At 71.0% G+C, this 21,816-nt stretch carries 22 protein-coding genes and 1 tRNA gene; 5 read left to right on the top strand and 18 right to left on the bottom strand.

Annotated features, from left to right (window positions below; translation table 11 throughout):
• The first annotated feature begins 122 nt into the window (after nt 1-122).
• Nucleotides 123-1,073: an alpha/beta fold hydrolase gene (locus OERS_RS10145; protein WP_068625669.1), complete on the top strand. Its 951-nt coding sequence runs from the start codon at nt 123-125 to the stop codon at nt 1,071-1,073.
• 127 nt (nt 1,074-1,200) lie between these two features.
• Here the strand turns inward: OERS_RS10145 and OERS_RS10140 are convergent, their stop codons facing one another.
• The 6 genes from OERS_RS10140 to OERS_RS10115 form a co-directional block, all read right to left on the bottom strand.
• Nucleotides 1,201-2,559, bottom strand: a complete 1,359-nt coding sequence (locus OERS_RS10140) for an MATE family efflux transporter (protein WP_083201359.1) — start codon at nt 2,557-2,559, stop codon at nt 1,201-1,203.
• 2 nt (nt 2,560-2,561) lie between these two features.
• The gene (locus OERS_RS10135) at nt 2,562-3,548 is read right to left on the bottom strand and encodes a phosphotransferase family protein (protein WP_068625667.1); all 987 of its coding nucleotides are present in this window, start codon (nt 3,546-3,548) and stop codon (nt 2,562-2,564) included.
• Between the two features lie 3 nt (nt 3,549-3,551).
• Nucleotides 3,552-4,676, bottom strand: coding sequence for a LacI family DNA-binding transcriptional regulator (locus OERS_RS10130; protein ID WP_068625666.1), 1,125 nt, complete (start codon nt 4,674-4,676; stop codon nt 3,552-3,554).
• Between the two features lie 159 nt (nt 4,677-4,835).
• The gene (locus OERS_RS10125; protein ID WP_083201358.1) at nt 4,836-6,131 is read right to left on the bottom strand and encodes an MFS transporter; all 1,296 of its coding nucleotides are present in this window, start codon (nt 6,129-6,131) and stop codon (nt 4,836-4,838) included.
• Between the two features lie 66 nt (nt 6,132-6,197).
• A complete protein-coding gene (locus OERS_RS10120) occupies nt 6,198-6,956 on the bottom strand; it encodes a DeoR/GlpR family DNA-binding transcription regulator (protein WP_068625665.1) in 759 nt (252 codons plus the stop codon).
• 566 nt (nt 6,957-7,522) lie between these two features.
• Nucleotides 7,523-7,873 (bottom strand): hypothetical protein, encoded by a 351-nt coding sequence (locus OERS_RS10115; RefSeq protein WP_139107775.1) that lies wholly within the window; start codon nt 7,871-7,873, stop codon nt 7,523-7,525.
• Nucleotides 7,874-9,030: 1,157 nt separating this feature from the next.
• On the opposite strand from OERS_RS10115, the gene OERS_RS10110 reads away from it, so the two are divergent.
• Together OERS_RS10110 and OERS_RS10105 are read left to right on the top strand one after the other, a co-directional pair.
• A complete protein-coding gene (locus OERS_RS10110; RefSeq protein ID WP_068625663.1) occupies nt 9,031-9,549 on the top strand; it encodes a PadR family transcriptional regulator in 519 nt (172 codons plus the stop codon).
• Nucleotides 9,456-10,925 (top strand): DHA2 family efflux MFS transporter permease subunit, encoded by a 1,470-nt coding sequence (locus OERS_RS10105; RefSeq protein WP_082608946.1) that lies wholly within the window; start codon nt 9,456-9,458, stop codon nt 10,923-10,925. The genes OERS_RS10110 and OERS_RS10105 overlap by 94 nt, the downstream gene beginning before the upstream one ends.
• 302 nt (nt 10,926-11,227) lie before the next feature.
• Here OERS_RS10105 and OERS_RS10100 read toward each other — a convergent pair whose 3' ends face one another.
• On the bottom strand, nt 11,228-12,262 hold the full coding sequence (locus tag OERS_RS10100) for a zinc-binding dehydrogenase (RefSeq protein ID WP_068625662.1): 1,035 nt from the start codon (nt 12,260-12,262) through the stop codon (nt 11,228-11,230).
• On the bottom strand, nt 12,255-12,845 hold the full coding sequence (locus OERS_RS10095; protein WP_269452538.1) for a TetR/AcrR family transcriptional regulator: 591 nt from the start codon (nt 12,843-12,845) through the stop codon (nt 12,255-12,257). The genes OERS_RS10100 and OERS_RS10095 overlap by 8 nt, the downstream gene beginning before the upstream one ends.
• Nucleotides 12,846-12,920: 75 nt before the next feature.
• Here OERS_RS10095 and OERS_RS10090 point away from each other — a divergent pair, with 75 nt between their 5' ends.
• A complete protein-coding gene (locus tag OERS_RS10090; RefSeq protein WP_068625660.1) occupies nt 12,921-13,307 on the top strand; it encodes an MmcQ/YjbR family DNA-binding protein in 387 nt (128 codons plus the stop codon).
• Nucleotides 13,304-13,663, top strand: a complete 360-nt coding sequence (locus OERS_RS10085; RefSeq protein WP_068625659.1) for an MmcQ/YjbR family DNA-binding protein — start codon at nt 13,304-13,306, stop codon at nt 13,661-13,663. The genes OERS_RS10090 and OERS_RS10085 overlap by 4 nt, the downstream gene beginning before the upstream one ends.
• On the opposite strand, the gene OERS_RS10080 is transcribed toward OERS_RS10085, so the two are convergent.
• The 10 genes from OERS_RS10080 to OERS_RS20685 form a co-directional block, all read right to left on the bottom strand.
• Nucleotides 13,642-13,977 (bottom strand): hypothetical protein, encoded by a 336-nt coding sequence (locus tag OERS_RS10080; RefSeq protein ID WP_068708861.1) that lies wholly within the window; start codon nt 13,975-13,977, stop codon nt 13,642-13,644. The two genes, OERS_RS10085 and OERS_RS10080, sit on opposite strands and share 22 nt — an antisense overlap.
• Nucleotides 13,978-13,996: 19 nt before the next feature.
• A complete protein-coding gene (locus OERS_RS10075) occupies nt 13,997-14,371 on the bottom strand; it encodes a hypothetical protein (protein WP_068625657.1) in 375 nt (124 codons plus the stop codon).
• A 517-nt stretch (nt 14,372-14,888) separates the two neighbouring features.
• A tRNA-Pro gene (locus OERS_RS10070) sits at nt 14,889-14,962 on the bottom strand.
• Nucleotides 14,963-15,341: 379 nt separating this feature from the next.
• Nucleotides 15,342-16,928 (bottom strand): ribosome biogenesis GTPase Der, encoded by a 1,587-nt coding sequence (gene der / locus OERS_RS10065; RefSeq protein ID WP_056651616.1) that lies wholly within the window; start codon nt 16,926-16,928, stop codon nt 15,342-15,344.
• 91 nt (nt 16,929-17,019) lie between these two features.
• Nucleotides 17,020-17,703, bottom strand: a complete 684-nt coding sequence (locus tag OERS_RS10060) for a lysophospholipid acyltransferase family protein (RefSeq protein WP_056761870.1) — start codon at nt 17,701-17,703, stop codon at nt 17,020-17,022.
• The gene (cmk, locus tag OERS_RS10055) at nt 17,700-18,500 is read right to left on the bottom strand and encodes a (d)CMP kinase (protein ID WP_068625656.1); all 801 of its coding nucleotides are present in this window, start codon (nt 18,498-18,500) and stop codon (nt 17,700-17,702) included. The genes OERS_RS10060 and cmk overlap by 4 nt, the downstream gene beginning before the upstream one ends.
• On the bottom strand, nt 18,497-18,859 hold the full coding sequence (gene aroH / locus OERS_RS10050; RefSeq protein ID WP_056651607.1) for a chorismate mutase: 363 nt from the start codon (nt 18,857-18,859) through the stop codon (nt 18,497-18,499). The genes cmk and aroH overlap by 4 nt, the downstream gene beginning before the upstream one ends.
• Before the next feature lie 90 nt (nt 18,860-18,949).
• Nucleotides 18,950-19,897: a pseudouridine synthase gene (locus OERS_RS10045; protein WP_082608944.1), complete on the bottom strand. Its 948-nt coding sequence runs from the start codon at nt 19,895-19,897 to the stop codon at nt 18,950-18,952.
• A complete protein-coding gene (gene scpB / locus OERS_RS10040) occupies nt 19,894-20,703 on the bottom strand; it encodes an SMC-Scp complex subunit ScpB (protein WP_139107774.1) in 810 nt (269 codons plus the stop codon). The genes OERS_RS10045 and scpB overlap by 4 nt, the downstream gene beginning before the upstream one ends.
• A complete protein-coding gene (locus OERS_RS20685) occupies nt 20,700-21,797 on the bottom strand; it encodes a segregation and condensation protein A (RefSeq protein WP_083201363.1) in 1,098 nt (365 codons plus the stop codon). The genes scpB and OERS_RS20685 overlap by 4 nt, the downstream gene beginning before the upstream one ends.
• Nucleotides 21,798-21,816: the final 19 nt, after the last annotated feature.

Here is a 21,816-nt window from a genome sequence, read left to right as displayed (position 1 = left end):
GACGTGCGCGTACCGCGAACGCGTTACCGAGGTGTCCACGCGGGGCTGACGCGCGCGGCGACCCGGCCGACGATGCTGGACCGGAGGGCGGAGCACATCAGGTGCTCCCCGGGGAGGGACGTGTGAAGAAGTCTGCGAAGAGAGCGCTCGTGACGGTGACGGCGATCGGCGCGGTGCTCGCGGTCGGCCTGGCCACGACGACCGTGGTGAACGCCGTCGCGACCGGTCGGGAGAGCGACCGGATCGAGTCGTACGGCCGGTCCGTGACCGTCGACGGGCGGCAGATGAACGTCGTCGTGACCGGGAGCGGTCCGGTCGACGTCGTGCTCCTGCCGGGGTTCGGGACGGCCTCCCCCGCACTCGACTTCGAGCCGCTCGTCACCGATCTCGCCCAGGACCACCGGGTCGTGGTCGTCGAGCCCTTCGGCTACGGCCTGAGCGACGGCACCGACAGGGCGCGTACGACCGAGAACATCGTCACCGAGGTCCACGCGGCGCTCCAGGAGCTCGACGTCGACCGCTACGTCCTCATGGGTCACTCGATCGCCGGGATCTACGGTCTCGAGCTCGCCACGCGGTACCCGGACGAGGTGGCGGCGTTCGTCGGGATCGACACGAGCGTGCCCGGCCAGCCGAACATGGACACGACGTTCCCCACGGGCCTCATGGCCGCAGCGAAGAACCTGGGCCTGGTCCGCGTCCTGGCCGCGGTCGGCGGGGACGGGCTCGACGGCTCGGTGTACTCCGACCACGCGCGCGAGCAGATGACGATGTTCACCCACCGGAACTCGATGCGCCCCACGTATCTCGACGAGATGGCGCACATCGGCCCGAACTTCGAGCGCGCGCTCGGGACGACGTTCCCTGCCGACCTGCCGCTCCTGCTGTTCACCGAGGCGGACAACGCGACCAACCCCGACTGGCTCGCGCTGCACGAGCGGCAGGCCGCGAGCGTCGAGGACGGCACCGTGGTGCCTGTTCCGGGCGACCACTACCTCCACCACACGCACGCACCGGAGATCGCTGACGGGTTCCGGCAGTGGGAGGCGGCTCGCGACCTGACGACGGGCTGAGGACAGGTGGGCACCGGGTCGTCCCGCCCTCGTCGGAGGGCGGGGCGACCCGATCGGACGCGCGATCGATCGATCAGCCGAGCCCGCTCCGCCGCCGTCGCAGACGGGGCCCCGCGCTGTGGGCCTCCTAGGACGCGGTGCGACGGTCTCGCCGCCGGACGGCATGGAGGATCAGGAGCGCTGCGAGGGCGGCGAGCACGTCGCCGGCGGCGAGCGCGATCCACGTACCGACAGCCCCGGTGGGTCCGAGGACGAGGACGAGGGGCACCTTGATCCCGACGAGCGTCCCGAGGGAGATCAGGTAGGACGGGCGTGCGCGTCCGAGCGCCTGGAAGTAGGCCGAGACGAGCGGGGCGATCCCGGAGACCGCCAGGCCGACGGCGAGGACCCGAAGCGCCGCCGCCCCGGTGCGGACGACGTCGGCCTCGTCGACGAAGAAGGACACGAGAGGCTCTGCCAGGGCCGCGAGCACGATCGCGGCGAGAGCGCCGTAGAGCGTCGTGGCCCGGAGCGCCAGGGTGCGCGCCCTGCCGACACGGTGCGCGAGGTGAGCCCCGGCGTTGTACCCGACGACGGGTTGAAGCCCTTGGCTGATGCCGGTCTGGGGCATGGTGGCGAAGGTCTGCAGGCGGGCGCAGACCGCGAAGGCGGCCAGGGCGGTCACGCCACCTGTTCGAACCAGCGAGAGGTTGACGAGCACGACGAGCAGCGTCGTGCCGAGTCCCGCGAGGAACGAGGGAGCCCCGACGCCGAGGATCGCACCGAGGGTCGGTCCGTGCGGACGCAGGTCGGACCAGGTGATGCGATAGGGACGTCGGCGCTGGAGGAAGAAGAACCACAGGCTCATCGCTGCCGAGACCGCCTGGCCGCCGACGGTGCCCAGAGCCGCGCCCCGCACACCGAGATCGAGCACGAAGATGAACAGGGGGTCGAGAGTGATCTGGACGGCGACCGGCACGAGCCAGAGCATCGTGGAGAAGAGCATGCGGCCCTCGGCGCGGACCAGGCTCGAGAAGCCCGTGGAGACGATCGCCCCCGCGAGGAGGATGACCGCGTAGTCCCGTGCGTAGTCGAGCGTCGGGCCCGTCGCACCCAGAGCGGACAGCAGCGGCTCGAGGAAGACCATGCCGACAGCCGTGGTGACGAGGGCCGCCGCCCAGAACATGACGAACGCGTTGCCGGCCGCACGCGCCGCGCGTGCAGGATCGGCGGCCCCGAGGCTCCGCGAGACGACGGAGGCCGCACCGACGCCGACCGTGGTGGAGACCGCGCCCAGGGCGAGCAGCAACGGGGCGACGAGATTCACGGCCGCCATGGCCGTGGGACCGACGCCCCGCGCGACGAACCAGGCGTTCGTCAGGGCATAGACGCCGTAGACGCCGACCGAGAGCGTGGTCTGCGAGCACGTGTGCCACAGGAGGCGCCCGACGGGCTTGGTCCCCAGGAGGTCGACCCGAGCAGGAGGTGTGCGCGCAGTCGCGGTCACCGTCACGTCGTCCGGCCGAGGAGCCCCATAGCGATGTCGAGCTGTTCGCACGCCCAGCGGTACTGCTGAGGACTCTGCTGCCGGTAGGTCGTCTCGACGAGCATGGTCACGGCGAGCCACAGCGTGTAGAGGTGACGCCTCGTCCGCTGCGAGTCGTCGAGCGCGGCGAGGCCGAACCCACGCATGAAGGGCGCAGGGTCGGGGAACGAGGGCAGGTCCAGTCCGGTCAGGCCCGCCTCCATGAGGGGGTCGCCGAACATCGCGCGCTCGTGGTCGATGATCGCGACGATGCGGCCGTCCCGCATCATCGAGTTCTTGGCCCACAGGTCGACCTCGACGAGGCGCGGCTCGATCACGTCGTCGAGCACGTCGGCGTGATCCTCGAAAGCCTTGAGCACGACGTCCGGATCCCACCCGAGGTCGACCGCCGCGCGCACCCCGTCGGCCAGGACGGTACGGAACATCGTCGTGGCGGCCTCGCGCCAGGTCCCGAACCCTGGGCCTCGAAGCTGGCCGAAGTGCGTCCCGACGATCGCGTTCAGGTCCCGGTTCAGAGAGCCGAGATGCTCGAACCCGGCCTCCACGACATGTGGCGGGAGCCGGCCCGCGTCGGCCGCGATGCCGAAGCACGTGGCGTCCACGAGCTCCATGAAGAAGTAGTCGGCGTCGCACACCTCGCGGGACAGGTCGACGTGGAACAGCTCGGGCACCGGGACGGAGGACTCGCGTCGGACCAGGTCCATCGCCGCGATCTCGTTGCGCATCATGTCGTGCTCATGGGTCAGTACCGGGACACCGGCCGGCGGCGCGATCTTCAGGACGACCTCCTTGCCGTCGGCCAGGCGGATCTGGTACAGGGCGTTGAAGAAGCCGTCGGTGAGCTCTGTCGCGAAGCCGTCGCCTTCCGGCACCTGCTGCGGTCCAAAACCTCGCTCGACCATCGTTCGCAAGCTCTCGAGGGACTGGCGGTTCTTGGTGACGCTCTCCATGGTTCAGCCTTCGTTCTCGATGGATGGGACAACCAGGTGATCGCCACAGCTCGCCCTCAGCTGGACGGTCACCGAGGACGTGGTGACCGTCGGGCGGCGCCGCGGCGCTCCGATCCGAGCCGTCAGGCGCTCGACCGCGAGACGCCCGAGCTCGGCCGTCGGTTGCTCGACCGTCGTGATCGGCGGTGCCGACGTCCTTGCCGCGTCGATGCCGTCGAAGCCCGTGACCACGACGTCCTCGGGCACCCGCACCCCCTGCGCGACGAGCACGTCGAGCAGGCCGAGCGCCGTCTCGTCGTTGCAGCACACCAGCGCTCGAGGGAGCGGCCTGGGGCGACCGAGGAGCTCGGCCCCCAGCTCGCGGGCGCGTCGGCGCGAGAAGTCGCCACGCATCGACGGCTCGGCAGGCGGGTCGATCCCCTGGATCATCAGAGCCTCGCGGAAGCCACGGAACCGCTCGACGTCGTCCGGGGTGCCGTCGCGCCCGGCCACGTAGGCGAGATCGCGGACTCCGTGGTCCACGACGAGGTGCTCCACGAGCCGGGTCATGCCCGCGGCGTTGTCGACCGTGACGTGGTCGTAGCGGTCGGTGATCAGGGGGCCTGCGAGGACGACGAGCGGGACGCGCCGGGCGACGTGATCGAGCAGGTCGTCCGGGAGTGTCTGGGCGACGACGACGAGGCCGTCGACACGACCGGCCATGGCCAGGACACGAGCCTCGAGGTCGGGCTCGCGCGCCGTCGCGACGGTGAGGGCCAACCCCGCTTCCCAGGCCGCGTACTCGGCCCCACGCAGCACCTCACCGAAGTACAGGCCGCCCCACGCGATCTCGCCGTTCGGCCGCGGGTCGAGGAGCACGCGCACCGAGGAGCCCTCGCACGCACGGTCGCCGAGGTCGTCCGGCCGTCCCGTGTCGGGCAGGCACAGCCCGATCATCCCGCTCTGTCGGGACGCGAGCCCTCGTGCGGCGGCCGACGGCACGTAGCCGAGGTCGTCGATCGCCTCGAGCACCGCGAGCCGCGCGCCGTCGCTCACGAATCCCTTGCGGTTGACGACCCTCGACACCGTCGTCGTCGACACCTCTGCGCTCCGTGCGACGTCCCGGATCGTCGCGACACGTGACCTCATGGTTCACCCCTCTCGTGCGGCCAGTGGATCATGGAAGCGCAACCACACCCCTCGCGTGCGGTCGGCTCACCACGACCGGAGGCGGCGCTGACTGCCCGACGGCGCCGGGCACCCTCGCGCGGTGCGCACAGCGGCCCGGCAGGCGGCAGGCGACGCGCGTCAGGCCCGGAGGGCTCGACGCGTATCGAGAACCTGCGAGGCCAGCACGACGACCAGCCCGGCCGCCGGGACCACCAGGAGGCCCGCCCGGAGCGACGAATGGTCGGCGACGAGACCGACGAGCGGCGGGGAGAGCAGGAAGCCGATCCGCATGAGCCAGCTCACGACGGCCAGCCCGGTCCCGGGGCGCAGGCCCGGCAGCTCGTCCGCGCCGTGCATCGCTGCGGGCACGAGGGTCGCGATGCCCAGTCCCGCCGCAGCGAACCCGGCGATCGTGCCGGGCACGGTCGGGAAGGCCAGGGCGAGTCCCATACCGACCGCGGTCAGGGCGCCGCCCGTGCGGGCCACGGCGCGCTGGCCGAACCTGTCGACCACCCGATCGCCGACGAGACGACCGACGAACTGCGCGCCGGTCAGCGCCACGAAGCCGAACGCCGCGAGCGAGAGCGACGCTCCCAGCGACTGCGAGAGGTAGACGGCGGCCCAGGTGCTGCCCGAGTCCTCCACCACGGCGCCGGCCGCGGCGATGAGGACCAGGGCCGCGAGCGTCCCGACGCGCACGAGCAGGCCCGGGACACGGGAACCATGCGTGGCACGGTCCGTGACGGGTGCCACGCTCGTGGACCCCGTGCCCGAGGCGGCCTCGCCCGCGCCGTCGTCGGCCGCGACGCGGTCCGCATCCTCGGGGCCGGGCAGCAGGAACCGGTAGCACGAGAGCGCGACGGCCGCGAAGACCAGGGCCGACAGGCCCAGGTGCAGCCCCCGCGACATGCCGATCGCGACCGCACCGGCGCCCATGAGCCCGCCCGTCACGGCACCGATGCTCCACACCGCGTGGAACGAGTTGAGGATCGACCGCCCGTAGCGTCGCTGGACCCGCAGGCCGTGCGCGTTCTGGGCGACGTCGGTGATCGCGTCCATGGCCCCTGCGAGCAGGAGCCCGACCGCGAGCATGGTCCACGTCGAGGACGACCCCGCGCCCAGGACCCCCAGGCCGGTCAGGATCGTTCCCACCACCGCGACGCGCGAGGAACGCAGACGCCGGATCAGGACGCCCGCGGCGAGGCCCGCGACGAGGGCTCCCGTGGGGAAGGCCGCGATCGCCAGACCGTACTGCGCGTTGCTCAGACCGAGCTCGGCCTTGATCGCCGGGTACTCGGGGAACAGGTTGGCGAAGATGGCGCCGTTGGTGAAGAACAGCGCCGCGACGGCGACGCGGGCCCGGCGCAGCTCACGCGGGACGGCTGCGCCCCGGGCGGGGCGGGGACGTGGGCGGGCCACGGTGGTGTCGGTCATGGGTGAGGTCTCTCAGGGTCGTGGGTGGGAGGCGTCCGCCGTGCGTCGCCCCGGTCGACAAGCCGGTCAGACGCCCAGGACGTCGACGCCGGCCTGACGAATCTGGGCGACCGCATCAGCGGGCGCGTCGGGGTCGGTCACGAGCACGTCGAAGTCGGTCACCTCGCACACGACCGCGAGCGCCGTGCGCGAGAACTTCGCGGCCTCCCCGACGAGGATCGTGCGCCGCGCGCTGGACATCGCGGCACGCTTGGTGGCGGCCTCGACGTCGTCGTACGCGGTGACGCCGTCGGTGGGCGACAGTCCGCAACAGCTGATGATCGCGGTGTCCACGCGCAGCGAGCGCAGCGAGGCCTCGGCCATGGGACCGACGAGCGAGCCCTCCCCGAACCGGGACGTGCCCCCGGGAACCTTGAGCGTGGTCGAGGCGCTCGCGGAGAGGACGTGAGCGGCGGGGATCGACAGGGGCACGACGGTCAGGCGCCGCCCGACGAGGGCGCGGGCGATCGCGAGACCCGTGGTCCCGCTGTCCACGATCACGGCCTCGCCGTCGCTGAGCAGCCCTGCGACCGTCTGTGCGATGCGTTCCTTGGCCGGGGTCGACTCGATCTCGCGCAGCGCGAACGGCAGCTCCTCCCCCCTCAGCAGCAGGCTGACCGCACCACCGTGGACACGGCGGAGCGCACCCGCGGACGCGAGAGCGTCGAGGTCACGGCGGACCGTGACCTCGGAGGTATCGAGCTCGAGGGCCAGGTCGGCAACCTCGAGTCGTTCGGTCTCGCGGAGGCGCTGGACGATCCGCTGCTGTCGGGTGGCACTGTCCATGACGTCAAACGTACACAGCGCAGTTCCGAATGTAAATGTCGTGCTTTCGTTTCGAGCCATCAGGCGCGCGCAACGCGGCGGTCGGCACCCCTGGTGCGAAGGCCAGGGGTAAGGGCGGCCGTCGATCGAGAACTCCGCCGCACGCCATCGCGACCTCGGCGCCTCGTCAGCGCCCACCTGGACCCAGGGCGCTCCGCGGCGCCCTCAACCCTCCTGGTGCGCGAAGCGCTGTCGCGAGAGCGGGCTGCTCGCCCACCTGGTGGTCTGACCGATGCTCTCCGACCCGCTCGACGCGGATGCACGACCAAGTGGTGCCGGGCCGATGGGAAGACTGGTCCCGAGCGGTCGTGAAAGCGGGCGGACGACGGCGGCACGCTGAGTCCGCCGAGGGCGCTCTTGCACGTGAACGAGCGACCCAGTACTGATCCGCCCAAACACAGTCTGCGGCGAGCGGTCATGGCGCACACACCTGGACCTGACGTCAGCGTCAGGAAGTCAAGGCAGTCACGGCCGGTGGCCTGCTAGAGCGCGGGAGGGACGACGGCTCCGGGCGTCGCGAGCGAGCCTCAGCCGCCCGTGAACATGGAGATGGTCAGCTCAGAATCGACCGCCAGGCAAGGCTCGTCGAGGGCGGAAAGGGCATCCCGCCAGGCGTCCGACCTGATGACGGTGGGTTCGGTCCTCGCCCAGAGCTCGACCGCGGGGACAGCCTCCTGCAGGTCGGCGACCCCTTGGCTGACGGCGCTGTCGCCGCTCGAGGGGATGCGGTGCAGCACATGTGTCGCGACCTCGTACCAGCCCTGCTGCTCCTGGACGGCCACGCGGCCCTCGCTCAGGGCGATGTCGGCGTTCTCCACGATCGACATGACGTCGGAGACAGCCGCGCACGCGGCAGCGTCCTGCGCCGCGTCGTCCACGGGTGCGTCAGCCTGGACCACCTCGCCCGTGGGCTCCGGAAGGGCGCTGCTCTCCCCGCTGCAGCCGGCCACCATCAGAGCCACCAGCACCAGAGCCGAAGCCCCGGCCACCTGCTTTCCTCGCATGAACGCACCCCCGTCGTGACCGTGTGTGCCCTGAGACTACAGATTCGCGCGGGGTGCGGAAGACCAGGCTCACCAGACCCACAGGGGCGGCGACGCCACCGCACACTGGATCGTCGAGAGACACCGCAGCTCAACTCGACAACCACCTCCGTGCGCGACGCACACGGAACGCTCGTGCGGCATGCGAGTGGGCAGACGCTGCGGATCTGCCCGGGTGCGGGGTACGCGGCCGAGAAGCGCCTCGACGTCGGGCCTTGTCGTCGGCCACGACGCCGGCCCGGGCCGGCGCGCGAGCTGCGGCACGCGGAGCAGTGCCCGTCACCCGACGATGTGTGCACCTCTGGGTGCGCCCCGACCGGCCCCAGGTACAACGAGAGGCTAGGAATCGTTCCGATTCCCTATCGCCTCTCACGGTCGGGCTGACAGGATGTGAACCTGCGACCCCTTGTAGCCCCTCCGAACGATCCGATTCCGCGGATTCGCTTGGCCTTCCTTCTGCGATCACTTGCTTTGCTCTCCGGTCCCGCGCCACCCTGTGCCGCCCCGGAGCACCCTGTGCTGGCGTCCGTCGGGGGTCTTGGGACACCTTGTGGGACAGGCTCTCGGGAGCCATTTACAGGTCTTTGCGAGAAGGATCAAGCGCGAATCAACTAGACACACGGCCCCTGCCAGTCCCGTGGTATCCGCTCGGACACCGTGTCACCTCCCGGACACGTCTCCTTCGCCTGCTCCCACCGATCGATCCACGTCAAGGTAGACGGCCCACCGGTGACCCCCGATCCTGCACAGCAACTGCCGTTGGGCGCAAGAGATCGATCCGTCCTTCCGTGGCTTCAATCTCTCGAAGCGCTCGATCAAACCGGAGGCGCAGGACAAAGCACGGCGAGAGCACTTCCTCTTCCCAGAACACATATGCACCGGTGGTCCCGGCGACCCGAAGGCTTGAGGTGCAGTCACGGCGCGGCCAGAGGTTCTAGAAAGGCAAGCATCTCGCGCGCGCCGTCCACCCTAACCTAGGTTAAGGTGGACGGGTGACGATCAAGATCTACGCCCTGAGTGTCCTGCGGAGCGGCCCGGCGCACGGCTACGAGCTGAAGAGCCGGATACGACGCCCGTCGATCGCGCCGGTCAACAACAACTCGCTCTACCCGGCCCTCAAGCAGCTGGAGCGCGACGGCGCGGTGACCAAGTCTGTTGAGCAGCAGGAAGGGCGTCCGGCGCGCAACGTCTACGCCATCACCGAGACCGGCCGCGGCATGCTGCACGACCTCGTGTCGACACTGCCGCGCGAGCTGGCGAGCGACGATGAGGAGTTCTTGCTCCGCGTCAGCTTCTTCGACGAGCTCCCGGTATCGTCGCGCCTCGGCGTCCTGGGGGTGCGACGTCAGATCGTCGAGCACGCGCTCGCTCAGGTACAGGGCCTCCTGGCCGAGGTCCCGCGGGACCCGGCCCTGCCATGGCGGCGCCGCGCACAGGAACAGCTGGTCGATCGCCTCACGCAGGAGCTGCGCTGGCTCGACGACCTGCGCAACGAGGCGGAACGGTCGTGACCGTCGACGGCGCGGACACACGCCCCGGTGCCACGAGGATCGGCCGAGCCGCACGGTATGGCCTGCTCATCGGCCCTTCCCTCAGCATGCTCGACTCAAGCATCGTCAACGTCGCGGTCCCGGACATCGCCCAAGACCTCCGCGCCGGGCTCGACACGGTCCACTGGGTCGTCTCCGGGTACCTGTTGTCCCTCGCCGTAGGGCTGGCACTGACCGCGTACGCCTCACGCCGCTTCGGCACGATGCGCATCTACCTGGTCAGCATGGCGCTGTTCGTCGCCACCTCTGCCGTGTGCGCCTTGGCCCCGAGCATCGAGCTGCTCGTCACCGCTCGGGTCGTGCAGGGCTTCGTCGGCGCTCCCCTGGTCCCGCTGGCGCTGAGCATCCTGATGGGCAAGGACGGCCTGAGCGGTGGCAAGGTCCCCGTCTCGGCCGCCGTGGTGCTGTTCCTCGCTCCCGCCCTCGGACCGTCACTCGGAGGCCTTCTGATCGGCGCCGGAGGGTGGCGGTGGGTCTTCCTGGTCAACGTACCGGTGGGCGCGGCCGGACTGCTGCTCGCGCTGCGCCTGCGCCGCCTCGGAACGCGGGCCAGGGCCGATTCCCGGTTCGACCCGATCGGGTTCCTCTTGCTGTCGGCCGGTCTCGTGACCACGCTTCTCGGGGCCACGCGCGGCTCCGCCAGCGGATGGGGCAACCCCGCACCGCTCGCGCTGGTCGTCGCAGGGATCGGGCTGCTCGCCGCGTACGTCAGAACCTCGTCCCGTCGAAAGGACCCTCCGGTACGCCTCGACGTCATCCGTAGCAGTCAGTCGCTCCTCGCGCTGATACTTCAGGTGCTCGCCTCGGTCATCGCCTTCGGGACCGTGTTCCTGATTCCGGTGTTCACCCAGCAGGTGCAAGGGCACACCGCTCTCGCCACGGGGCTAGCCCTGATCCCTCAGGGCGTCGTCATGGGCCTGGGAACTGCACTAGGTCAGCGCATCTCGACACACATCCCACTGCGAACCCTGGTGACGCTCGGGTTCGCCGCGCTCGCCGTGTCAAGCGGCGTGATGCTGCTGCTCACGAACGACACACCGCTGTGGGTCACTGCGATCATGCTGTGCGGACGCGCCCTCGCCGCGGGATTCGTCACGACGCCGCTGCTCGCCGCCTTCCTTGCACCACTCGGCGAGGACGAGCTTGCCGACGGCAACACCCTGTACAACATCACCCAGCGGCTCGGCGGTGCGGTCGGGGTAGGCATCCTCGGGTCGATGGTCGCGACCGGCGCAGACAGCGGTGCGGCACTCGCCGCGTTCCACCAAGTGGGCGCCGTGCTCGTCGCGCTCGCACTCGCAGCGGGGGTCCTGGCCCGGTCGCTGTCCCGCGCATGAGCTCGTCGAGGCAGACCAGCAGCCTGGAAGGCCGTCGCCTGGCGCGGACCCTACGCTTCTGCCCGCGATCAGATTGGCGGCATCGGTCGGGGCCACATCCTTCAGGACATCGCAGTCTCGCCGACTCCCCTGGCCTGCACCTGCACACCCGCACACGGATGTCGACCCGCTCGCCAAGTACCAGGAGTCGTGGCGGGGGTGGGTCCCCTTGAGAGGACTCCTTCCCGTGTCTATCGTTCTGGACGCCTCTGGACAGCCGCCTCCGCCAGGTTCGCATGGCGCCTGGATGCTCGGTTCTCGTCTCATGACTGCGGGTCGGTGACCTGATGGGCGGTGGTGCGTCCGTTTGCTGGGAGGGTGACGACGTGCTTGCCGGGGCGGTGGCCGGACTCGAGGTCGTGGTGCGCTTCGGCTACCTTCTCGAGCCCTTCGTAGACGCCGGCGATGACGATGTCCAGGGTGCCGGCCTCGATCGACCGGAGGTAGCGGCTCAGCGCGTCGACAGGGAGGTCATCCGCGTCCCCGGCATAGCTCGTGAGACCCACGCCTGTGGGGATGGTGAACGGCGAGAACTCGCTGATGGTCCACTGCCCGTCAAGTGCACCGACGAAGCAAACGTTCCCGCCGGGCTGGATGAGGGAGAGAGTGTCAGGAAGCGCGGATGCGCTGACGAACTCGAGGGCTCCGTCGAGGCCGCCTGGTGCGATCGCCCGGACCGCGTCCGCGAGGTTGTTGTCGTCAAGCACGGCGTGGTCGGCGCCCACCTGCCTGAGAAGGTCGAGCCGGGTGGGGTTGCGTGTGGTTGCGGTCACGGTAGCGCCAAGCTGGTGTGCGATCGCGATCGCGGTGAGGCCCACGGTGGACGTGCCGCCATGGATGAGTACGTGCTGGCCGGCCTGCAGCCGGAGTCCCCTGGTGAGCGAGCCGTGCGCGGTCTGCAGCATCTCCGGGAGCGCACCGACGACGTCCCAGCTCAGGTCGGTGTCGAAGGGGATCGCGTTCGCTGCGTCGACGACGGTGTACTGCGCGTAGCTGCCGTCGATGGAGCGGCCGAGGCCTCCCATCATCGTGGCGACCTTCTGCCCGGGGACCATGTCGACGCCATCGCCGACAGCGTCGACGACGCCGACGGCTTCGATGCCGAGGATCCGGGGAAAGCTGAAGTCGGGTCCGGACTCTCCCTTGCAGCTGGTGACCTCGGATTCGTTGACGCCGAACGCTCTCACGCGGATGCGCACGCGCCCTGGTTCGACGTCGGGGATCGGCACGTGCGAGACGGTGAGCTCGTCGAGCGCGACCGGCCCGGTGAGTCGGATCGCACGCATGGTGTCAGGCATGGTGGAGCTCCTGTCGAGGCGGGGCGACGATCGTAGGGAGGTCGAGGAGCGCCCGGTAGGCGCGGCGGACCATGTCTTCGTCGAGGGGCACGTCCTGGTGGAACGAGCGGTAGCTCCACCACCCCCACATCAGCGCGTCGACAGCTCGTGCCGCGTCGTCCGACAGGCGAGTGCGGAGCACCGTCAGCGACTCCTCTTGCAAGGCGCGGATGAGGTCGGCGGCGCGAGGACTACGGGCCGCGTAGTGGTACAGCTCGGTGTAGAGGCGCACGTCCGACGCGCTCGGGCTCGTGGCGCCGACGGTCGCCGACGCGAGTACGTCGACCACATCCTCGACCGTCGACGCGCGTCGTATCGGCGCCGCGTACCGGGGTTCCATCTCTCCTCGGAGCGTCTGGAACGCGGTGACGATCAGGCCCTCGAGGTCGGGGAAGTAGTACGTCATCGACCCGAGCCCGACACCCGCCTGCGCGGCGATGCGCCGGTAAGAGGCGGCATGCACCCCTTCCGCCCGGATCACCTCGAGCGCGGCTCGCAGGATGCGCGCACGTCGTTCTGGGTCATTGGGCCTGCCCTTGCGCACCGAGATCTCCCTCCGTCAGTCCGAGTACGTACCATGGTACGCACTTCACGTCGCGACTTCGATCTTGGAGGACACATGGACGACGACACGCTGCAGCAGTACGCCAGGGACCGAGTGGAAGAGCTTCCCGGTGCAGAGCTCGAACACCCCTTCGGCCCGGACTGGGACGTGTACAAGGTGCGGGACAAGGTGTTCATGCTGCTGACCGAGATCACCGGGGAACCGATGGTCATCGTCAAGGCCGCGCCGGAGGACGGAAAGGCTCTCCGGGAGCAGCACGAGGACATCACGCCTGGCTACCACATGAACAAGCAGCACTGGATCACCCTGCACCCCGGCGGAGACCTGCAGAAGCAGCTCGTGGAAGACCTGGTGACCGAGTCCTACCTGCTCGTCGTCGAGCACCTTCCCCGAGCCAAGCGGCCCGTCGATCCCGCGACGTTCGGGAAGAGCGAGCAATGACCCTCTCCGGAGCGCAGCTGCAGCAGACCGCCCGCGACACCGCGGCGTCGCTCGCGCACGTCAGTCACGGGCGCCCGTTCACGCCGCATCTGGACGTGTGGAAGGTGCACGACAAGGTGTTCCTCATCGTCACCGAGGACGACCCCCAGCTGCAGATCATCACCGTGAAGGTCGACCCCCACCACGGGGACGCGCTGCGCCGCGACCACGACTCGATCACGGCCGGGCACTACCTCGACAAGAACCACTGGATCTCCGTCGGTGCCGGCCCCGGAGTCACGAAACGGCTCGTCGAAGACCTCGTGCACGGCTCCTACGAACTCGCCCAAGGACATCAGGGGAAGTCGGGATCGTGAGCGAGATCTGGGTTGGCTATCGACTCTCCGTGTAGCCGCTGGATCCATGCACTGATCCGTGTGCGATCCTCGTCGTTGCCTTCGACGAACTGCCGCTCAACCTCGACCAGGAGTTGAGCCTTCATCCATTCGTCGAACTGGTCCTTGATCGGTTGCAGCTCAGGGCCCGGGATGGGGGCCAACGATGGAAGCATCGGCGCTCGAAAGAGACTGGGTCCGAAGAACACATCTGGGTTCACGGCGTTGAGGTATTTCTCCGTCAGATCGGTCTCCCACATCACGGTGATCGTGAGGACCCGGTGGATGGCGAACAAGCACAGCCGATACTGGATCTCACCCCCAGCGATGGAGTTCCAGCCGGGCGGAGGTGTTCGCAGTCAGGAATGTGAACGATCCCTCGGCGAGGGGCTTGGCGAGGTGCTCGAGCTTCGGCCTGACCGCAACCTCCAGCCTCGACATCCACCCGGTGTTGCACGACTCACAGATCCCGCTCTTCGCCTGCATGTCGAAGAACTTCGCCTCTTTGACGCTGTCATGCGTCCTGATCGTCCCGTCGGGGTCGCGGCTGAAGCCCCGGTGAAAGACCGGCCCGCGCTCGGGGCCGCGAAGCTGTCGCCAGTGCTTCGCGAGCACGTGCTCCGCCGAGTACTTCGCGTCCGACCCACAGAAGACGCACGGGGACTTCTCCTGTCTGGCTCCCTTGCCCATGAGTGGCAGTCTGGGGCGCGGGTCCCGCCCATGTCATGACCCCGCACGAGAATTCACCTCACCGTGGTCCCGCCCTCTTCGGAGAGCGGGGTCGTTCGTCGTTGTCAGACCCTGCGCGGACGCTGGCTGGGTGACGAAGTGGAGACAGACCCAGGGCGGGGGGCGCGCTTCCCATCACCACGGTGCCCGACGTGCAACCGGTTCTAGCCGTTCGCGGGCGAGGCGCGCCCGCGCGAGAAGCGCATGGAATGCTCGCGCACGCCGGGTGGGCACACCCTGTTGATCTACCCAGGGTGCGGACGTGGGCGGCGGAGGGCCGCCTCGACATCGGGCGCTGGTCGTCGGCGACGACCCCGGCTGGACTCGCTCGCGAGCTGCGGGCCCGGGTGGCCAGCGGAGCGAGATCGCGCTCACCGAGATCGCGCTCACCCGGTGGATGCGTGTACCTCTGTGCACCTCGACCGGCTCCGGATACGACGAGAGGCTAGGAATCGTTGCGATTCCTAGCCTCTCACTGTCGGGCTGACAGGATTTGAACCTGCGACCCCTTGACCCCCAGTCAAGTGCGCTACCAAGCTGCGCCACAGCCCGTGAGCCCCGGAGGGCTTCACCAGCCCTTCAGGGCCGAGAGAAACAATACCCCACTTTGGGCGCACTCCGTGCATCGTCGCTGGTGAGTGGCCTGGATCACGCGTTCTCGGCCCCCTCCCACCGTCCGTACAGCACGTCCCGAGCCGTCGCCCAGCGCGCCGACAGCAGGCTCTCAGCGACCGGTCGGTCCACTCCCAGCGCCGGGTTCCGCCCCGCGCGCCGGCCGCGACCGGTCCCCCTGCTCCCAAGGAGCATCTCTGATGCGCCCCGGAACGCCCAGGAGGGCCGTGCGCGCCTTCCGGCACGCACGGCCCTCCCGTGGATCTCTCGACGCCTCACGCGCCCGGCAGGAGCCCCGCCGGGGCCCCGCAGGTCGACGTCAGCGCTTGCGCTTCTCGCGCACGCGCACCGAGATCTCGATGGGCGTGCCGTCGAACCCGAAGGTCTCGCGCAGACGACGCTCGATGAAGCGGCGGTAGCCGGCCTCGAGGAAGCCCGTGGCGAAGATCACGAAGCGCGGCGGGCGCGTGGAGGCCTGGGTCGCGAACAGGATGCGCGGCTGCTTGCCGCCACGCAGCGGGTGCGGGTGGGCGGCGACGAGCTCGCCCAGGAACGCGTTGAGGCGTCCCGTGGGGATGCGCTTGTCCCAGGACTCGAGCGAGCGCTCGAGCGCGGGCACCAGGCGGTCGGTGTGCCAGCCGGTGCGGGCCGACACGTTGACGCGCGGTGCCCACTGGACCTGGACGAGGTCCTGCTCGATCTCGCGCTCGAGGAACGGACGACGGTCCTCGTCCATGAGGTCCCACTTGTTGTACGCGATGACGAGGGCGCGGCCCGCGTCGACGACCTGGGAGATGACGCGCGTGTCCTGCTCGGTGAGCGGCACCGACGCGTCCACGAGCACGACCGCGATCTCGGCCTTCTCGATCGCTGCCTGGGTGCGCAGCGAGGCGTAGAAGTCTGCGCCCTTGGTCTGGTGCACGCGGCGGCGGATCCCCGCGGTGTCGACGAACCACCACGGGATGCCCTTGAGGAGCACGAGCTCGTCGACCGGGTCGCGCGTGGTGCCGGCGACCGAGTCGACGACCACGCGGTCCGAGCCCGCGACCTTGTTCAGCAGCGAGGACTTGCCCACGTTGGGGCGCCCGACGAGCGCGACGCGGCGCGGGCCCGAGGGCAGGACGACCGCGTGCTCGGACACGAGCGGCAGGGCCTTCATGGCGGCGTCGAGCAGGTCGCCCGTGCCACGGCCGTGCAGGGCCGAGACGGGGTGGGGCTCGCCGAGCCCCAGGCTCCACAGCTCGGTCGCGTCGGACTCGCCGCGTGCGCCGTCGACCTTGTTGGCGCACAGCACCACGGGCTTGCCGGACTTGCGGAGCAGGCGCACGACGCGCTCGTCCGTGGCCGTGGGGCCCACGGTCGCATCGACGACGAACACGACGGCGTCCGAGAGCGCGATCGCGACCTCGGCCTGCTCGGCGACGCGCGCCTCGATGCCGGCGACGTCGACCTCCCAGCCGCCCGTGTCGACGAGCGTGAACTGGCGCCCGGCCCACTCGGCCGGGTAGGAGACGCGGTCGCGTGTGACGCCGGGCTTGTCCTCGGTCACGGCCTCGCGGCGGCCGAGGATGCGGTTGACGAGCGTGGACTTGCCCACGTTGGGGCGTCCGACGATCGCGAGGACGGGCAGGGGCGCCGGAGGGGCTTCGCCGTCCAGGTCCTCGCCGTCCGCGGACAGGAGCGCGAGGTCCTCGTCGGCGAGCTCGTAGTCCGCGAGGCCGGCGCGCAGCGAGCGCTCGCGGCTGTCGTCGTCCTGCTCGTCGTCCTCGGAGGGGACGTAGGGGTCGGTCGAGTCTTCAGGCTGCCCGACGACGTCGCTCGCCTGGTCGATCGTCTCACCGGGGGTCTGCGACACCTCGTCGAGGGATGCCTGGGCATCGGGCTGTGCGTGGTCGGGTGTGGTCATGGGGACCATTCTCCCAGCAACCGGGCAGTTCTCCGAACGAGGAGCCCGTGCGACACGCCCGGAGTGCACGACGTCACGCGGACGGGGCGTCTCAGCGTCCGGGGCGCTCGGGCCCGTCGACCGGCAGCGCGATGCCCGAGCGGTCCACGGCGGACGTCACGAGCGTCGCGAGAGCCGACCGGATCTGCTCGTTCGCGGCGTCCATGGCCGCCTTGCCGCGCACGCCGTCGGGCTTCTCGACGACGACCGGCGCACCGAACTCGACGTACAGGCGGCGGCGGAACCCCGGGATCCGGCTCAGCCGGTCTCCCGTGCGGCGCGTGCCCAGCACCGCGACGGGCACGACGGGCGCGTGGCCGTTGAGCGCGAGCCAGGCCACGCCCGCGCGCGCCGAGGTCGCGTCGCCGCGCCCGCGGTTGCCCTCGGGGAACACACCCACTCCCCCGTCGCGGCGCAGGACCGCGAGCGCCGTCACGAGGGCCGCGCGCCCGCCGGTCCGGTCGACGGGGATCTGTCCGGCCGCGCGCAGGATCCAGCCCACGGGCCCGACGAACATCTCCTCCTTGACCAGGACGTGCAGGGGCCGGGGCGCGACGCCCAGCACGAGCGGCCCGTCGACGAGGCCCGTGTGGTTGGCCGCGAGGAGCACGGGTCCGGTGGTCGGGACGCGGTCCGCCCCGACCACCCGGGTGTTCCAGATCACGCGCGCGAGGAAGCGCCCCACCCAGCGGGACCAGGCGGGCCCGGCGGGAGAGGGGACGTGCGGGGTGCTCACCGAGCGGGCCCCTCGCCCCCCGTGACGGCGTCGGGCCTCGTCGCAGCGGGAGCCATGACCTGCTCGACGACGTCGAGCACGGCCTGGATCGTCTGCTCGAAGTCGAGGTCGGACGAGTCGACCGTGACGACGCCGTCGGCGGCGACGTGGAACTGCGAGACGGTCGAGTCGTCGCGGTCGCGGCGCAGGACCTGGTCCCTGGTCGCCTCGACGGCGGCCGCGTCGGCGGCGCCGTGGACCTCGAGCGAGCGGCGCGCCAGGCGCGCCTCCTCGCTCGCGGTCAGGAGGATGCGGACGTCTGCGTCGGGGGCCACGACGGTCGTGATGTCGCGCCCCTCGGCCACGATGCCGCGCCCGCCCGAGAACGACGTGTCGGCCGCATCGGCCGAGGACGCCGACGACTCCGCGGCGATGAGCGCGCGCTGCAGGCGACGCAGCTCGGCGCGCACCGCGAGGTTGGTCGCGACCGCGCTCACGGCCGTCGAGATCTCGGTGGTCCGGATCGCCTCGCCCACGTCGGTCCCGTCGACGTGCACGCTCGGCGCGGCGGGGTCGATCCCCATGACGAGCGGCATGACGTCGACGGCCGCGGCCACGGCGGCCTGGTCGGCCAGGTCGACGCGTTCCTCGAGGCACCACCAGGTCGCCGCGCGGTACATCGCACCGGTGTCCAGGTAGGCGGTACCGAGGCGGCGAGCGACGGCGCGCGAGACGCTCGACTTGCCCGATCCCGAGGGGCCGTCGATCGCGACGACCAGCCCGCGGGCGGCGGCGGTGGCCTGCGGCTCCCCGCTCACTGCGCCAGGTCCTTGCGCAGCGACGTGGCCCCGTGCAGGTATACGTGCTGGACGTCGGCCCGGGGCACGTCGAGCTCGGCGTGAGCCATGAGGCGCACGACGCGGGGCAGCGCCCCGGGCACGCCGATCTCCACGGCGCACATGAGAGGCACGTCGCCGAGCCCCATCTCGCGCGCCGCCGCGGCCGGGAAGTCGGCCACGAGGTCCGGCGTGCAGGTGAAGAAGATCGAGATGAGCGACGCGGTGTCGACCTCGTTGGCGTCGAGGACGGCCTGGACGAGCTCGCGCGTGCGCTCGAAGAGGTGCTCACGCTCGTCGACGTCGAGCTGTGTGGCGCCCCGGATGGCCCGGACGGGCATGGGTACTCCTTCGTACGGGAGGGTCGGGTCGGGAGTCCGCCGTCCCGGGCTCGCGCGGTGACGCGGCGCCCGGGACGGCGGGGAGGCGTGCTAGAGGCCGACCTCGCTCATGAGGGTGCCGAGCTCGGTGCGGCCCAGGACGCGCGTCGCGCCGGGGCGCAGGTTGCCCAGGTGGATCGACCCGATGCGGGTGCGCACGAGCCGGGTCACGGGGTGACCGATCTCCTCGAACATGCGGCGCACGATGCGGTGACGCCCCTCGTGCAGGACGACCTCGACCATGCTGGCCTGCGGGGTCGTGTCGACCACGCGGTAGCGGTCGACCTTGGCCGGGCCGTCCTCGAGCTCGATGCCGTGGAGCAGCTTGTTCGCGACGTTGCCCGCGACGCGGCCCTCGACCGACACGAGGTAGGTCTTGGAGACCTCGTACTTGGGGTGCGAGAGCCGGTTGGCGAGCTCGCCGTCGTTCGTCAGGAGCAGCAGGCCCTCGCTGTCGGCGTCGAGACGCCCGACGTGGAAGAGGCGCTCGGGGCGCGTCGCGACGAACTGCGTGAGCGCGGGGCGCCCCTCGGGGTCGTGCATCGTGGAGACGACGCCCAGCGGCTTGTTGAGCGCGATCGTCACGAGCGACTGGTCGAGCTGGATGCGCATGCCGTCGACGTGGATGACCGCGGACTCGGGGTCGACGCGGACGCCGAGCTCGCGCACCAGGACGCCGTCGACCTCGACGCGGCCCGCGGCGATCAGGTCCTCGCACGCGCGGCGCGAGCCCAGGCCTGCGGTCGCGAGGACCTTCTGGAGGCGCACGCCGTCGGCGACGTGCACGTCGCGCTGGGGGCCCTTGGGCGCGACCGGGCGGCGCGGGGGCTTGCTCTTGCCCGCCTGCGCGTCACCGGCCCACCCACGGCCCGCCCCGGTGCGGGGGGCCGAGGACCGCTGACCTCCCGACCGCCCACCGCCCGGTCGACCGGTGCCCGAGGTGTTCTCGGACCGCTGTCCTCGGGCGGCCGGACGGCCACCCTCGCGTGCGCTGCTCATGATGTTCCTTCGTCGTTCGTGCTGGGTCGAGCGTCGTCGGGCAGGGCCGGCGACCGCGGCTGTGCGCGGTCGCTCCCACCCTCGGACGCTCCGAGTGTGCTGTCGGCGGCGTCGAGGATGGAGTCGACGTCCGGCAGGTGCGGCGCGAGGGCGGGGAGCTCGTCGAGGGACGAGAAGCCCATGCGCTCCATGAAGTATCCCGTGGTTCCGTACAGGACCGCACCCGTCGAGGGATCCTGACCGACCTCCGCGACGAGCCCGCGGGTCGTCAGCGTCCGTACGACGCCGTCCACGTTCACGCCGCGCACGGCCGAGATCTGGCCGCGCGTGACCGGTTGACGGTACGCGATGACGGCGAGGGTCTCCAAAGCGGCCTGCGTCAGGCGCGCGGTCTGGCCCTCGAGCAGGAAGCGCCCGACGACGTCGGCGAACACGGGCGCCGAGTAGACGCGCCACCCGCCGCCCGCCTGGCGCAGCTCGAACCCGCGGGGGCGACCGCCGAGCTCGCCGCGGTACTCGGCCGACAGCTCGGCGAGCAGGTCCTCGACCTCGCGCTGCGGGAGCCCGAGCGCCGTGGCGAGCTGCACCGCGGGGATCGGCTCGTCGGCGACCATCAGGACGGCCTCGAGGGCCGCGAGCGCCCCGCCCGGGACGTGGGCCAGGTCGAGCGTCGTCTCGTCCGCCTCGATGCCGGGGGCCGCGGGACTGCCCGTCGGGGAGCCGGGTCCCGCCTGGTCGTCGTCCCGGTCGCCCGAGGGGGCGGCCGAGCTGTCGACGGTGTCGTACGTCATGCTCTCCTCGCTCATGCTCCGGTCCGGTCCTGCCCTGGCTCGGCCCCGTCGTGGGGCGGCTGGGCATCATCACCGCTGTCGTGGGTCGGGCGAACGGCACCGACGGCGCCGTTCTCCCCGACAAGTTCGTCGAGCTCGTCGAACTCCCCGCCCACGTCGTCGAGCACGGCGTCGAGAGATCCGCTGCTGGCGCCGTCGTCGTCGCCCGTGGCGCCGGTCCACCGGACCGTGAGCTCGCCGAGCGCCTCGACCTGCTCGAACGCGACGAGCCCCTCGCGGAACAGCTCGAGCAGCGCGAGGAAGCGCGCGACGACGACGATGGTCTCGCCCGCGTCGGCGACGAGGGTCCGGAAGGACGCGGCGCCCTCACGCCGCAGGAGCCCGACGACGATCCCCGCCTGCTCGCGCACGCTCACCGCGGGCGCGTGCAGGTGGGTCAACGACACCCCGGGCGGGGGCGCCTTGGGCTCGAGCGCCCTGGCCGCGAGCGCCGCGAGCTGGTCGGGCCCGAGCTTCCACACGAGCTCGGGCAGCAGGGCCGCGAGGTGGGGCTCGAGCTGCACGACGCGCGGGAAGCGCCGCCACTCGGTCGCGAGCCGTTCGGCGATGACCGCCGAGACCTGCTTGTACGCGCGGTACTGCAGCAGCCGGGCGAACAGCAGGTCGCGGGCCTCGAGGAGCTCGAGGTCCTCGGCGCTCTCGACGTCCCCCGTGGGCAGCAGTCGCGCGGCCTTGAGGTCCAGGAGCGTCGCGGCCACGAGCAGGAACTCGCTCGCGGTGCCCAGGTCCCAGCCGGGGTGCCCGCCGCGCCCCCGCCGGCGGCGAGTCGAGGCGCCCGCGGGCGCGCCGTCGTCGGGCCCGCGGGGCTCCGAGGCCTGGGCGCGCTCCGCCGCCTCGGCCTCGCGCGCGAGGCGCTCGGCCGTGCGGATGTACGCGATGAACTCGTCGGTCACCTGCGCGAGCGCGATCTCGGTGATGTCGAGCTTGTGCTTGGCGATGAGCGAGAGGAGGAGGTCGAACGGGCCCGAGAAGTTCTCGAGGTGGACCTCGAAGGCCGGGTTGCCGTACCGGTCCGTGCTGGGCGGCGCGGGTGCCGGGGGCTCCTGCAGGTGAGCGACCGGGGCGGCC

This window comes from Oerskovia enterophila (assembly GCF_001692445.1).
In the GTDB taxonomy this organism is placed as follows: domain Bacteria; phylum Actinomycetota; class Actinomycetes; order Actinomycetales; family Cellulomonadaceae; genus Oerskovia; species Oerskovia enterophila.
Note: the sequence above shows the minus strand (reverse complement) of the source record. Positions and strands in the feature narration are given on the sequence as shown.